Source organism: Sphingomonas sp. NFR04, from assembly GCF_900114095.1.
In the GTDB taxonomy this organism is placed as follows: Bacteria; Pseudomonadota; Alphaproteobacteria; order Sphingomonadales; family Sphingomonadaceae; genus Sphingomonas.
Map to the genome: position 1 here is coordinate 15,331 of NZ_FORV01000003.1, position 13,898 is coordinate 29,228.

11 protein-coding genes are annotated in these 13,898 nt (G+C 69.0%); 2 read left to right on the top strand and 9 right to left on the bottom strand.

Features of this window, described 5'->3' with window-relative positions:
* Nucleotides 1–245: 245 nt before the first annotated feature.
* From BM009_RS10055 to kdpF, 6 genes are read right to left on the bottom strand one after another with little or no spacing between them, the layout of a single operon-like run.
* On the bottom strand, nucleotides 246–932 hold the full coding sequence (locus tag BM009_RS10055; RefSeq protein ID WP_093295894.1) for a response regulator: 687 nt from the start codon (nucleotides 930–932) through the stop codon (nucleotides 246–248).
* Between the two features lie 8 nt (nucleotides 933–940).
* Nucleotides 941–1,513 (bottom strand): potassium-transporting ATPase subunit KdpC, encoded by a 573-nt coding sequence (kdpC, locus tag BM009_RS10060; RefSeq protein ID WP_093295896.1) that lies wholly within the window; start codon nucleotides 1,511–1,513, stop codon nucleotides 941–943.
* Between the two features lie 13 nt (nucleotides 1,514–1,526).
* The gene (locus BM009_RS10065; RefSeq protein ID WP_093295898.1) at nucleotides 1,527–2,345 is read right to left on the bottom strand and encodes a transporter; all 819 of its coding nucleotides are present in this window, start codon (nucleotides 2,343–2,345) and stop codon (nucleotides 1,527–1,529) included.
* Nucleotides 2,346–2,359: 14 nt separating this feature from the next.
* Entirely contained in the window at nucleotides 2,360–4,378 is a 2,019-nt protein-coding gene (kdpB, locus tag BM009_RS10070) for a potassium-transporting ATPase subunit KdpB (protein WP_093295899.1), read from the bottom strand.
* Between the two features lie 12 nt (nucleotides 4,379–4,390).
* Nucleotides 4,391–6,094 carry a potassium-transporting ATPase subunit KdpA gene (gene kdpA, locus BM009_RS10075; protein ID WP_093295901.1) on the bottom strand — a complete coding sequence of 568 codons (1,704 nt, stop codon included), beginning with the start codon at nucleotides 6,092–6,094 and terminating at the stop codon, nucleotides 4,391–4,393.
* A 7-nt stretch (nucleotides 6,095–6,101) separates the two neighbouring features.
* Nucleotides 6,102–6,191, bottom strand: a complete 90-nt coding sequence (kdpF, locus tag BM009_RS10080) for a K(+)-transporting ATPase subunit F (protein ID WP_093295902.1) — start codon at nucleotides 6,189–6,191, stop codon at nucleotides 6,102–6,104.
* Between the two features lie 433 nt (nucleotides 6,192–6,624).
* Between kdpF and BM009_RS10085 the strand changes: the two genes are divergently transcribed.
* A complete protein-coding gene (locus BM009_RS10085) occupies nucleotides 6,625–9,243 on the top strand; it encodes a sensor histidine kinase (protein WP_175487978.1) in 2,619 nt (872 codons plus the stop codon).
* Nucleotides 9,244–9,327: 84 nt separating this feature from the next.
* Complete coding sequence (locus BM009_RS10090; protein WP_093295905.1) at nucleotides 9,328–10,029, top strand: Crp/Fnr family transcriptional regulator; 702 nt, start codon at nucleotides 9,328–9,330, stop codon at nucleotides 10,027–10,029.
* On the opposite strand, the gene BM009_RS10095 is transcribed toward BM009_RS10090, so the two are convergent.
* The 3 genes from BM009_RS10095 to BM009_RS10105 all read right to left on the bottom strand — a co-directional run bounded on the left by BM009_RS10095 (nucleotide 10,019) and on the right by BM009_RS10105 (nucleotide 13,828).
* Nucleotides 10,019–11,605, bottom strand: coding sequence for a tetratricopeptide repeat-containing protein (locus tag BM009_RS10095; RefSeq protein ID WP_093295907.1), 1,587 nt, complete (start codon nucleotides 11,603–11,605; stop codon nucleotides 10,019–10,021). The two genes, BM009_RS10090 and BM009_RS10095, sit on opposite strands and share 11 nt — an antisense overlap.
* 67 nt (nucleotides 11,606–11,672) lie before the next feature.
* Nucleotides 11,673–12,245, bottom strand: a complete 573-nt coding sequence (locus tag BM009_RS10100; protein ID WP_093295908.1) for a nucleotide synthetase — start codon at nucleotides 12,243–12,245, stop codon at nucleotides 11,673–11,675.
* The gene (locus tag BM009_RS10105) at nucleotides 12,242–13,828 is read right to left on the bottom strand and encodes a toll/interleukin-1 receptor domain-containing protein (protein WP_093295910.1); all 1,587 of its coding nucleotides are present in this window, start codon (nucleotides 13,826–13,828) and stop codon (nucleotides 12,242–12,244) included. Before BM009_RS10105 ends, BM009_RS10100 begins: the two co-directional genes overlap by 4 nt.
* Between the last annotated feature and the right edge of the window lie 70 nt (nucleotides 13,829–13,898).

Genomic DNA, 13,898 nt, shown 5'->3' on the forward strand with positions numbered 1-13,898 from the left:
TTCAGCAACGGCCAGCAACAAACTGTGTTTGCTGTGCAAACGTTGTCATTAGACGCATGAAGCGGTGAAGCAGCGGGAAGTAGAAGGCGCCGATGTGCGCACATATCCTCCCCCGCCAGGGGGAGGTGGCAGGCCGCAGGCCTGACGGAGGGGGAGGCAGCACGCTGGTCGAGAGGTTCTGGCATCCTCCCCCTCCGTCGCCTGCGGCGCCACCTCCCCCTGGCGGGGGAGGATAAGGAGGAGTGCTAGCCCGCCACCAGCCGGTAGCCGACTCCCGGCTCGTTGAGGATCAGCTGCGGCCGGCTGGGGTCCGCCTCCAGCTTCTGGCGCAGGTTGCGCACCACGATCCGCAAATAGTCGAGCTGCTGGACATGCGCCGGGCCCCATACCTCGCGCAGCAGCTGGCCATGGGCGATCACCCGGTCGGGATGCGCCGCGAGCAGCGCCAGCACGCCATATTCCTTGGGTGCGAGGTGCACCGGCGCGCCATCGCGGCGGACGCGGCGGTGGAGGAGGTCGATTTCCACCGCCCCGATCGTCAGCTGCTCGCGCTCGGCCGATCCGGCGACGCGGTGGCGGAGCGCCGTGCGCAGGCGGGCGAGCAGTTCCTCGGTATCGAACGGCTTGGTGCAGTAATCGTCGGCGCCGAGGTCGAGCGCGGCGACCTTCTCGCTCGTATCCGTCCGCGCAGAAACGACGATCACCGCCGCCCCGCCCGCCTTGGCCTGCTGGATCAGCTCGATGCCGTCGCGATCGGGCAGGCCGAGGTCGAGCAACACGGCGTCAGGCTTGTCGATGCCGAAGGCGGCGATCGCCTCGCGCGCCGTCGCCGCCTCGATCACCTGGTGTTCTGCGCGGGTAAGCGCCCCGCGCAGCAGCCGCCGGATATGGCTGTCGTCCTCGACGATCAGGACCTTGGTTGCGCTCGCCATGGCTTCGCTTAGCGAGCGCCGCCCTGCCGGTCGAGCGCGAGATTGAGCGCAAACACGTTGACCCGCGGCTCGCCGATAATGCCGAACAGGCGGCCCTGCACGCTGGCCTCGACCAGCTGCGCGACGCGATCGGGCGCGATGCCCCGCGCCTTGGCGACGCGCGCGACCTGGAAGCGCGCGGCCGCCGGGCTGATCTCGGGATCGAGGCCCGAGCCCGATGCCTGGAGCAGGTCGGCCGGGACGTCGGCGCCCAGGCGCTTCTGGTCGGCGGTCACCCGGTCGATCAGCTTCTTCGAGGCCGGGCCGAGATTGGAGCCGCCGGAGGCAAGCGAGTCATAGCCATTGCCTGCCGCCGAGGGCCGGCCCTGGAAATAGCCGGGCCCGGCGAAGCTCTGCCCCAGCAGCATCGAACCGCGCAGCTTGCCCACATCGTCGCGCACCAGCGAGCCATTGGCCTGGGCCGGGAAGAGCAGCTGCCCGGCGCCGGTCACCACCAGCGGATAGACGATCCCCAGCAGCGCGGCGAAGATCAAGGTGAACAGAAGCGTGGGACGGAGGCCGGAAACGAGATCGGAACGCATGGCGATATCCTCCTCAGAAGCGGGTGGAGACGCCCAGATAGACCTGGGCATCGGGGGTGGTCTGGTTCAGGCCGAAATTGGCACCGAGATCGAGCTGTAGCGTCGGGCGCAGCAGATAGCTGGCGGCGACGTCGGCAGAGGTCTGGGTGACATGGCCGGCGGGGTCGAAGTTCCGGGCAACCCAGAACTCGCCGATCAGCGTGAACCTGGAGGTGACCGCCTTGCCGAGATTGGCGGTACCGACCAGCTGGGCATGATGGCCATGCCCATCGCTGTCGGCGAGCACGTCGCCTTCGGGGCCGAAAGTCAGCGTGAAGCCGTTGGGCAGCGCGATATTGATTGGCACCGCGAAGCCGCCCTCGGTTTCGCCATTGCCGATCCCGGTCTTCGCGGTGGGGATCTTCACGAAGGGCAGCAGCGCGATCTGCACCTGCCCCGCCGGATTGGTGAGCCGCTGCTTCAGCCGCAGCGTGAGGTCGCCGACGCCGTGGAGCGTCTGGGCGCCCTCGGCGGTGCGGGTGCGGACGGTTGCATAGGGCGCGATGCTCGCCTCGATGTCGGTCGAGCCGGTCAGGCCGTATTTGAGCGTCGGGTTGGTGTAGAGGATCGTGTCGACGCGGGTGTCGCCGGCATCGGTGCGGGTCCAGTTGCCGAGATCGGTCTCCAGCTGGACCATTCCCTGCGGCACGGTGCAGGCGAAGTTCGACTTGGTCGGGCGGTCGGTGCACAGCGGCGGCGCCGTCGTCGCCAAGGCGGCAGGCACGCTGTCCTGCGCGAAGGCCGGTGCGGCCATGACGGTCAGCGCCGCGAACGAGAGAAAACTACGGAACATGGTGGTTGAAGTCCTCAGGCGAGGTGAAGGCCGGCGACGGCCAGATCGATGAGCTTGATGCCGATGAACGGTGCGACGAGGCCGCCCAGGCCGTAGATGGCGAGGTTGCGGGCGAGCAGTTGGCCCGCCCCCATCGGCTTGTACGCCACGCCCTTGAGCGCCAGCGGCACCAGGAACGGGATGATGATCGCGTTGAAGATCACCGCCGAGAGGATCGCGCTGTTCGGGCTCGACAGGCCCATCACGTTGAGCACGCCAAGGCCGGGATAGAGCGCGACGAACATCGCCGGGATGATCGCGAAATATTTCGCGACGTCGTTGGCGATCGAGAAGGTGGTCAGCGCGCCACGCGTCATCAGCAGCTGCTTGCCGAGGCCGACGATCTCGATCAGCTTGGTCGGATCGCTGTCGAGATCGACCATGTTGCCCGCCTCGCGCGCAGCCTGGGTGCCGGTGTTCATCGCCACGCCGACATCTGCCTGGGCGAGTGCGGGTGCGTCGTTGGTGCCGTCGCCACACATCGCGACGAGCTTGCCGCCCTGTTGTTCCTGGCGGATCAGTGCGAGCTTGTCCTCGGGGGTGGCTTCCGCAAGGAAGTCGTCCACGCCCGCCTCGGCGGCGATGGCGGCTGCGGTGAGCGGGTTGTCGCCGGTGATCATCACCGTGCGGATGCCCATCCGGCGCAGCTCGGCGAAACGCTCGCGCACCCCTGCTTTCACCACGTCCTTCAGCGCCACCGCGCCGAGCAGGCGACCGTTGCGAGCCACCGCCAGCGGGGTCATGCCGCCGCGGGCAATGCAGTCGGTGATGCGCTTGAGTTCGGCGGCACCGGCAGCGTCCGGATCCATCTTGAGGATGGAGTCGACCGCGCCCTTCAGGATCACCGTCTCGCCCTGGCGCACGCCCGAGCTGCGCGTCTGCGCGGTGAAGGGAATGACCTCGGCCGCGGCATCGAGCCTGGTGTCGAACGCGAACTTCTCGCGACCCAGCGTCACGATCGAGCGGCCCTCGGGCGTCTCGTCGGCGAGGCTGGCGGTGAGCGCGGCCTCGGCCAGCGTGCGTTCTTCCACGCCGGTCAGCGGATGGAAGGCGCTCGCCTGGCGGTCGCCGATGGTGATCGTGCCGGTCTTGTCGAGCAGCAGCACGTCGACGTCGCCCGCTGCCTCCACCGCGCGGCCCGACTTGGCGAGCACGTTGAAGCGCACCAGCCGGTCCATGCCCGCAATGCCGATGGCCGAGAGCAAAGCCGCGATGGTCGTCGGGATCAGCGTGATCAGCAGCGCCGCCAGCACCGCCACCGGGATCACCCCGCCGGCATAGGTGGCGAAGGCCGGGATCGTGCCCACCGCGATCAGGAAGATGATCGTCAGGCCGACGAGCAGGATGGTCAGCGCGATCTCGTTGGGCGTCTTCTGCCGCTCGGCGCCTTCGACCAGCGCGATCATCCGGTCGAGGAAGCCCTTGCCGGGGTCTTGCGTCACGCGAAGGATGATCTTGTCCGAGATGACGCGCGTGCCCGCAGTAACCGCCGAGCGGTCGCCGCCCGCCTCGCGGATCACCGGCGCGCTTTCACCGGTGATCGCGGCCTCATTGACCGAGGCGACGCCCTCGACGACTTCGCCGTCGGCCGGGATCAGGTCACCGGCCTCGACCAGCACGAGATCGTCCCGCTGGAGCAGATGCGCCTCGACCTTGCGCCAGGTCTCGCCGACGCCGGTGAGCTTCTTGGCCTCCAGTTCGGACTTGGTGGCGCGCAGCGACGCCGCCTGGGCGCGGCCGCGGCCCTCGGCCAAGGCCTCGGCGAAGGTGCCGAACAGCACGGTGAGCCACAGCCAGACGATCAGCTGGACCTGGAATCCCACCGGCAGCGGCTCGCCGCCGAGCGCCAGCAGGACCGTGAGCAACAGTGCCGCGACGGCCGTGGTGAACAGGATGGGATTGCGGATCAGTTCGCGCGGGGAAAGCTTGCGGAACGCGTCCCCGATGGCCGGGCCGATCAGCTCGGCCGCGAAGATGGACTTGGGTGCAGACATTGCTTGTCGTCCTCAGAAGAGCTGGCCGCGGAGCAGCGTCACGTGATCGGCGATCGGCCCCAGCGCCAGGCTCGGCAGGAAGGTGAGCCCGCCCAGGATCAGGATGATGCCGACGAGCAGCCCCACCCACAGCGGCCCCGTGGTCGGGAAGGCGCCGACGCCACCGGCCACCTGCTTCTTGGCGGCAAGGCTGCCGGCGATCGCCAGCACCGGCACGATCACGAAGAAGCGGCCGAGCCACATCGCGATGCCCAGCATGGCGTTGTAGAAGGGCGTGTTCGCCGAGAGACCCGCAAAGGCCGAGCCGTTGTTGCCGGTCGCGGAGGTGAAGGCGTAGAGGATCTCCGAGAAGCCGTGCGGGCCGTTGTTGGCGATCCCGGCCAGCCCGGCCGGCAGCACCGAGGCCAGCGCAGCGCCGCCCAGGATGCACAGCGGCAGCACCGCGACGGCGAGCACCGCCAGCTTCACTTCGCGCGCCTCGATCTTCTTGCCGACATATTCCGGCGTGCGCCCCACCATCAGCCCGGCGACGAACACCGAGAGGATGGCGAACAGCAGGAAGCCGTAGATGCCCGCGCCGACGCCGCCGACGACGATCTCGCCGAGCTGGATGTTGAACAGCGGAATCAGCCCGCCCAGCGCCGTGAAGCTGTCGTGCATCGCGTTGACCGCGCCGCAGGAGGCTGCCGTGGTGACGACCGCGAACAGCGCGCTGCCGACCACGCCGAAGCGGGTTTCCTTCCCCTCCAGATTGCCGCCGGCGACATGGAGCGCGTGGAGTGCCGGGTTGCCGGCAGACTCCGCCGCATAGGTTACCGCGACGCCGCCGAGGAACAGCACCGCCATCGCGGCGAGGATCGCCCAGCCCTGGCGGGTGTTGCCCACCGCCTTGCCGAAGGTCCAGGTGAGGCCGACGCCGACAAGAAAGATCGACAGCATCTGCACCAGGTTGGTCAGCGCGGTCGGGTTCTCGAACGGGTGCGCCGAGTTAGCGTTGAAGAAGCCGCCACCGTTGGTGCCGAGCATCTTGATCGCTTCCTGGCTGGCGACCGGGCCGAGCACGATGGTCTGGCGCGCGCCTTCCAGCGTGGTCGCGTCGACGCTGCTGGCCAGCGTCTGCGGCACGCCGCACGCGACGAGGAACAGCGCATAGACGAGGCAGGCCGGGATCAGCAGGTAGAGCGTCACGCGGGTGAAGTCGGCCCAGAAATTGCCGATCCCGCGCGACTCCTTTCGGGCGAAGCCGCGGAACAGCGCGAACGCAATGGCGATCCCGGTCGCGGCCGAGGTGAAGTTGTGGACCGCCAGCCCCAGCGCCTGCGACAGGTTGGAGAGCGTCGATTCGCCCGCATAGCCCTGCCAGTTGGTGTTGGTGGCGAAGCTGATCGCGGTGTTGAACGCGCCGTCCGCGCCCATGCCCACAAGACCGCGCGGGTTCCACGGCAGCACCGCCTGCAGGCGCAGCACCGCGTAGGTGAGCAGCGCGAGCGCAAGGTTGAACAGGATCAGATGCAGCGCATAGGTGCGCCAGCCCTGCTCGGCATTCGGATCGATGCCGCCGATGCGGTAGATGCCGCGCTCGACGGGACCGAGCACGCGGTGCAGCGGCGTACGGCGGCCTTCGTAGAGCGCGAAGAGCCACAGGCCCATCGGCTTGGCGGCGGCCGCCAGGATGGCGACGAACAGGGCGATGAAGCCCCAGCCTTGGAGTGTCATGCGGCCCTCAGAAACGCTCGGGCCGCAGCAGCACCGCGACCAGGTAGAGGAGAAGCGCGAGTGCGGTCGCGCCGGCGAGCATCAGGTGCAGGCCCATCGCTCAGGCCTTCACGCACAGCTGGACGAAGGCCAGCGTCAGCAGGAACAGCCCGCCGAGCGCGGCGAGCCAGAGGATGTCGGACATGGGGTTGGCCCTTGTTGCATGCCGCCGGGTGGCGGTGTGGCACGCGATCTAGGTCCGGGGCGCGTTAAGCTTCGACGGCGAATGCCGGGGCCGGGCATTAAGATTCCATATAGTCGGGCGGTCCGCCGTGGCGTTCGGCCGCAGGTTCGGCGTATCGGGAGGGCCATGTTCCTCCTCGGATAGGATGATCGCGAATGGATTGCGGGTCGCCGCCAGCCACACACCACCGTCATTCCCGCGAAGGCGGGAATCCATTCGCCTGTGCGCTGGAGGCAGGAACCGCGGCATCAGCGCCAATGGATCCCCGCCTTCGCGAGGGTTTACCCATCCGACCAAGGCTCGACCATTGAACGACCGCCCCAATCCCGATGCGCTGCTGCGCGAAGCCCGGCGCGAGGCGCGCGGACGGCTGAAGATCTTCCTCGGCGCGGCCCCCGGCGTGGGCAAGACCTTCGAGATGCTGCGCGAGGGCGCCGAGCGGCTGCACGGCGGCAAGGATGTCGTCATCGGCGTGGTCGAAACGCATGGCCGCGCCGAGACCGAGGCGCTCGTCGCGCCCTTCGAAGTCCTTCCCCGCAAGGCCGTCGAGCATCAGAGCCACCGGCTGGACGAGATGAATCTCGACGCGATCCTCGCCCGCCGCCCGGCGCTGGTGCTGGTCGACGAACTCGCGCACACCAACGCCCCCAGCTGCCGCCACCCCAAGCGCTGGCAGGACGTGGAGGAGCTGCGCGACGCCGGCATCCATGTCTACACCACGCTCAACGTCCAGCATGTCGAAAGCCTCAACGACGTGGTGGCGAGCGTCACCCGGGTGCGGGTGCGCGAGACGGTGCCCGACGCGATCTTCGACGATGCCGAGATCGAGCTGGTAGATCTGCCGCCCGACGAGCTCATCGACCGGCTGAAGGAAGGAAAGGTCTATGTGCCCGCCGAGGCGAGCCGCGCGCTCGCGCATTTCTTCTCCAAGGCGAACCTGTCGGCCCTGCGCGAAATGGCGCTGCGCCGCGCCGCGCTCAGCGTCGACCGGGCAATGCTCGATCATCTCGATGCGCTGGCGATGCCCGGCACCTTTGCGGCCGGCGAGCGCGTGCTGGTGGCGGTCAGCGAACTCCCCGGCGGCGACGGGCTGGTCCGCGCGGGCAAGCGACTGTCCGACGCATTGAAGGCGCCGTGGCAGGTCGTCTTCATCGAAACCCCGCGCGCCGAACGCTTTCGTCCCGAACAGCGCCACCGCGTCGCCGAGACGCTGCAGCTGGCCGGAAGCCTGGGCGCCACCGTCGCCACGGTGCCCGCCGCCACCGTGATCGACGGGCTGCGCACCCATCTCACCGGCATGCGCGCGACTCAGCTGGTGATCGGCCGCTCGCGCCGCAGCTGGTGGTTCGAGCTGCGCCATGGATCGGTAGTGGAGTCGATGCTGCGCGCCAGCCAGGGCGTGGCGGTCCATGTGCTACCTTCGACCGAGGAAGGGGCGCGGGAGCGCCGCGCCCCGGCCCTCCCCGCGCTCGGTCGGTGGCAGGAGCATCTGGTCGGTATATTCGCGGTAGCGTTGACCGTGGTGCTCGGCCGGGTGACGCTGCCGCTGATCGGCGCAGGCGGCACCGACCTCCTCTTCCTGCTGCCGGTGATCCTGATCGCCTTCCGCTCCGGTTTCGGGCCGGGCGTGTCGACCGCGATGATCGGAGGCCTCGCCTACAACTTCTTCTTCCTGCCGCCGCTCTACACCTTCACCATCGGCGAGCCGCAAAGCGTGCTCACCTTCTTCGTGCTGACCGGCATCGCGCTGTTCACCGCCAACCTCACCGGCCGCCTGCGCGCACGGGCGACGCTCGGCACGCGGAGCGCGCAGGAGAATGCCGCCGTCGCCGCCTTCGGCCAGGCACTGGCCCGCGCGTCCGACACCGAAAGCACCAGCCGCGTCGTCTGCGAGGAGATCGCCCGGCTGCTCGATGTGTCGGTGCTGCTGCTCGTCCGCCGCGACGGCACGCTGACCCGGATCGCCAGCTGCCCCGAGGATGCGCCGCCGATGGGCGCGGTGGATCATGCCGCGGCCGAATGGGCGTGGAGCAGCGGCGAGGCCGGCGGGGTCGGCACCGGCACGCTCATCGCCGCCGACTGGCAGTTCCACCCCTTGCGCACCAGCCTGGGCGTGCTCGCGGTGATCGGCCTAGCCGCCCCAGACGGCCGCGAGCCGATCACCCCCGATCGCGCGCTGCTGCTCTCCACCCTGCTCGGCCAGGCGGCACTGGCGCATGAGCGGCTGCGGCTGGAGCAGGATGTGCGCGAGGTCTCGGTGCTGCGCGAGCGCGACCGGCTGCGCGCTGCCCTGCTCTCCTCGATCGGGCATGACCTGCGCACGCCGCTCACCTCGGTCGCGGCGGCGGTGGATGCGCTCGCCCATGCCCACCCGCACGAGCCCGCCACCGCTATCGCGCGCGCCGAGGTTGCCCGGTTGCGGCGCTTTCTCGACAACCTGATCGACATGGTGCGCATCGATGCCGGCGCGGTAGCGCTGAACCTCGAGCCGATCGACCTCACCGATGCCGCCGCCGCCGCGGTGCACGACCTGCGCGACGTGCTGGCCGGCCGCGCGCTGGTGCTGCGCGTGCCGCCCGACCTGCCGCTCGTCCGCGCCGATCCGCGGCTGCTCCACCACATCCTGCTCAACCTCCTCTCCAACGCCACGGTGCATGGCGGGGACGGCCCAATCGAGATCCTCGGCGAGCGCCGCCCCGATGCGGTGCGGCTGGCGGTGCGCGACCATGGTCCCGGCCTGCCGCCGGGCGAGGAAGCGACGATCTTCGAAACCTTCGCGCGCGGCACCGGCAGCGATCGCGCGGGCGGCAGCGGGTTGGGGCTTGCCATTGCCAAGGGCTTTGCCGCCGCCATGGCCGCGCCGATCCGTGCCATGGATGCCGAAGGCGGCGGGGCGCTGTTCGCGGTCGATCTCCAGCCGGTCTGAACGGATGGCACGGATATAGGATAAAACATCCAAATCAGACCCCGTGCCTCCGGATCGGACTTGCCATGCCGCGCGCCAGCCAACATGGTGGCAACACAGTTTTACATCGAAACGCAGGGCGTGGGGGCAAGCGAGATCGATCTGGCGACGCGGTTCGCCCAACTCTTCGCGTGCAGCGAAGCGGTCGCGGCCGAGCTGGCGGCGGCGGCGATGCTCCGTCGCTGCCCGCAAGGCGCCACCATCGTTCACCAGGGCGAGCGGCTGGCGCGGGTGCTGGTACTCCTCGAAGGCCATGTCCGCGCCGCGATGGTGACGCTGGACGGCCGCGTGCTCCAGATCGCCGAGCATCATCCCGGCGACATTTTCGGCGGCGTCGATCCCGCCCGCGAGCAGGCGAGCGACTGCACCGCCACCATGCCGACCGTGATCGCCAGCTTCGCCACCGCGGATTTCTATGCGTTCGCCGAGCGCCATGCCTGTGTCGGCATCGTGCTGGCCCGCACGATGGTGCGCCAGTTCGGCGCGCTGAGCCAGCTGGTCTCGGCGCGGCTGACGCTTTCCGCCAACGGTCGCGTCCATGCCGAGCTGCTGCGGCTCGCCCGCGAGCAGGACGGGCGCTGGATCCGCCCGCTGCCCGTGCTGTCCGACTTGGCGCTGCGTGTGCAGACCGCGCGCGAGACCGTCTCCCGCGCCGTCTCCGCGCTCGAACGCCGCGGCATCGTCCAGCGGCACGAGGAGGGGCTGGAGATCATCGCCCCCACCCGGCTCGAAGCGCTTATCGTTTGAACCTGGGCTTGAGCGCGTAGACGGTCGTCGGCGCCTGGCCGACCAGCGCCATCTCGCCGACCAGCTCCGCCCGACCCGCATCGGCCTCGCAGGCGGCAAGGCTGGCGGCGAAGGCTTCGCTGGCGAAGGTGGCGCCGGCGGTGGTCACCCCCAGCATCCGTTCGGCAAGATCGAAGGCGCCGCCCAGCAGCACCGGCGCGCCGGTCACCGGATCGTCGATCGACGTGGCGAGGCCGATATGCAGCGCCTGGCGGAACGGCCCGCTTGCGCTGAGCGTCGCCGAGAGGCGCACCGCCGCGGCGTACGCGTGGCTGGTGCCCTCGAACGCGATCAGCAGCCGCCGCGAGGTCCAGCGGATGGCGAGCGTCGGGGTGTGGCACAGCGCCTGGCGCAGCGCCGGCAGGCGCCCGGCGACGTCGCGGTCGAGCGCGGTGAAATCCTCGCTCTCGCCGCCGAGCAGGTCGACCGCGAGCACCGAGATCACCTGCGGCGCGGTGCGATCCGCCCCCTGCGGGCCCGAGGGCGCGCGCAGCGGCAGCAGATGCTGGCGCCGCCCCGCCTTGCGCCACAACCCGCCGGCATGCGCGCTCTGGCCGACCTCGTCGACCGAGGCGGGGCCGAGCAACAGCTGCACCGCTTCGGACTGGAGCAGCCCGGCATGCATCGCCGCGCGGCCCATCGCGACGAGATCGGCGAGCCGGACCGAGGGCATGAACGCCGCCGGGCTCGCCTCGCCCATTTCCTGGACGCTGGCGGCCTCGGCCAGCGCCGCCTCGAAGCGCGTCACCCAGCTTTCACCATGTGGGCGCACCGAGCGATCGACAAATGCCGCGACGTCGCCGGGCAGCACCACGTGCAGCTCGGCACCGCGCGCGATCAGCCGCTCGGCGATCAGCAGGTCGGCGCCGGCGGCGAGCGCGCCATAGCCGAAGCCCACCCGCTCCTGCTCCAGCAATACATCGATCGAATCGGAGAGCGCCGCCACGTCCTCGGGCAGCCGCATATGGCCGGCGAAATGAAGGCTGCGCGGCGGGCGATAGGCATCGAGCCATGCCGCCGGCGCGTCCTGCTCGGCGAGGATCACGCCGAACTGGCGCAGCGTCGAGGCATGGTCCTCCCAGGCGAGCGGCGCAGCGCCGATCGCGCGGGCGAGCGCGGTCTCGGCGGCGTCGCGGTCGCCGGCGAGCAGCAAGGCCTCGGCCTCGGTCGCGCCCAGCCAATAGGGGGTTTCGTCGGGTACGCCGGCCTGGAGCAGGTCCTGCACGTCGGCGGCGAGCGCCCGGCTGCCCGCCGTGTCGCCGGCGATCAGCGCGAGCGTCGCGGCGTTGATCAGGGGGTATGGGGCAGGCGCCAGTTGCGCCGCCGCGCCATAGGCGGCCGCCGCCGCGCGCGCATGCGCACGGCGCGGCTCGCCCTGGAGCAGCAGCGCCTCGTCCTTGAGCAGCCGCCCCTTGAGGCTGAGCACGGCCGGATCGTCCGCGACGCGGTCGAACCCCGCCTCGCGGAACATCTGCCAGGCGCGATCGAGCGCACCCGCGCGCGCCTGTGCAGTGATGGCGAGTACGCGCGACATCATCCGATCCGACTCATTCCCATTCCCAGCGATACTCCCTCAGCTCTTTTAGCAGCCGTGCTTCTCAGCCTCAGCCATCGCCCTTGTTCTCTACAGAAGGATCGATGATCGTCGGCAGACGACGGCTACCCTGCAGAAAATCGACATATAGGTTCAGTCCATCGCAGGTCTGGCCGTGCTCGGGATTCGTGACATACTCCACAAAGAATCCAACGGCGGCCATCCGCCCGTTGTTGTCGAGCAAGGGGAAAGCGCGACGATATTTCCCATCGGGATATTCGCGCTTCGTGCTGACGTACATGCTGTTCGGCGTATATTCCCAGTAATTGCCGATCAGCTTCAGAATGACGCAGCAGGGCTGACGGACGACGAAGTCGAGCTGAGTCGGTGGTGGCGTGGTCGCGCGCGCACCTGCCTGAATGTTCGGCGGCGCGATGACGAAGTCTCGAACGATCTTGGTGAAATCATCATCAGCCGTTACAGGCTTACCATCACCGACACGATCAACCTCTTCAAATCCTTCAATATGAAACTGAAGATCCGTCAGCGGCACCCCACCCGTGCTGCTGGTATAGATTTGATATCGCTTGACCAGGTTGATGCTGGAAGGCGGGTAAATAGATAGCGGATATTGACCAATCATAGTTTGCCCCTTCGCATGTCGGCCATCTCGGCCTCCATTTCGTGCAACTTAGTGGCGAGTTCTTGATTTTCCGTATCCATACCCGTCATTGTACGTAGCTCCGAAATTGCGTGACGCATTCGAGCTACGCCCTCACCCCCGTTCCCAGCCCGCGCCTCCGCCTTGGCCAGAGCGCGCTCCGCCCAGACTCGCAGCCGACGATTTCGGGCGTTACGCGGATCGGCCGAAACCATCCGGTCGAGCAAGGCCACCTGTTCCCGGCGTAGCTTCAATAGCGCACCAACATCGCCCGCTTGGCGCTCCGCATCCGCCAGCCAACCCTGCCGATTGGCCACTTCAAGCCACAACGTGTTGTCATCCGGATTTCGCCGCACCACCGCTTCCGCGGCATACAGGGCTTCGGCGCACAGTTTGACCGCCGGCTTCACGGCCCGTTGCGCCATCCGCAGCGAGCAGAGGTTGCCCGCCGAATAGGCTATCTCCTCGGCGCTCCGCCGGTCCGCCGAATTGATCGCCATCAGTCGATGGGCCAATGCAGCATAGGCTTCGAAGTGGGTCTCTGCGCTGACGAGATCGTTCGCGTTGAAGTGGAGCAGCCCCAGATAATATTCGCTCTGCGCGTGCGCGAAGACGAGGTCGTAGACATTTGGCGACCGCGCGACGAGTGCCCCGGTGACACGATTCGCCTCGACAAACGCGGTACGCGCGCGGGCGACATCCTTGGCCTCCAGCGCATCCTCGCCCATCGTCATCAGCGCGCGGGCGCGCCGTGCGAGCATGTCGGGCGGCAGCGTCGCCAGATCCTGCTCGCCATAATAGCGCAGGGCGCGTTCATTGGCCGCGCGGAGCACGTCCAGCCGCCCGACCTCCTTCAGCCGGTCACGCAGATCGGTCAGCATGAACTCAACCAGCCCCTCCGCCTGGGCACGCCGAGCCTCCGCCTCCCCGCGGGCCCGCACGGCCAGGATCGTCAATCCCGCCATGGCTAGCAGCAAACAAACCGCGAGGGCCGTGACGGCCGTCACGCGCCGCACCCGCGCCTGCGCGTCGCGCTGCACCAGCGCGTCGAGCGGCACCCCCACCGCGCCGGCGACCAGCTTGAGCAGCGCCAGCCGCCTGCCGTCCTTGCCCTCGCGGAAATCGGCGGCGAGCGGCTCGGTCTCCGCGCCCTCGGCGGTGCGCCGCAGCGGCAGCGGCAGCGCCTCGGCTGGCTCGCCGTCAAACAGCGCGGCGAGCACCGGGCGATCGGGATGGAGTTCGCGGAACAGCGCAATCTCGCGCGCCACCCATTGCGACGCCGCGGCCGCAGGCGTGCAGATGACGATCAGGCAGGCGGACTCGGCCAGCGCCGCGCGCACCTCGGCGCTGAGGTCGCTCGCGGCGGAGAGTTCGTCGAGGTCGCGGAAGATCCGCCCCAGCCGCCGCGGCACCGGCCCGAACGCGGCTTCGCCCCCGACCAGCTTGGCGGGGATGCGATAGCGCTCCAGCGCGCGATGCAGCCAGCGCGCGCGGGCGCGATCGGCATGGTTGTAGCTGATGAACGCGCCGTACCGCGCGCTCGCCCCCGTTTCTGTCGTTGTCACGCGGTCCCTTCCCCGGCCGCGATTATCTCAGAGCGCCGGAAGACCGGCAAGCCCTCGATCCCACCACCGG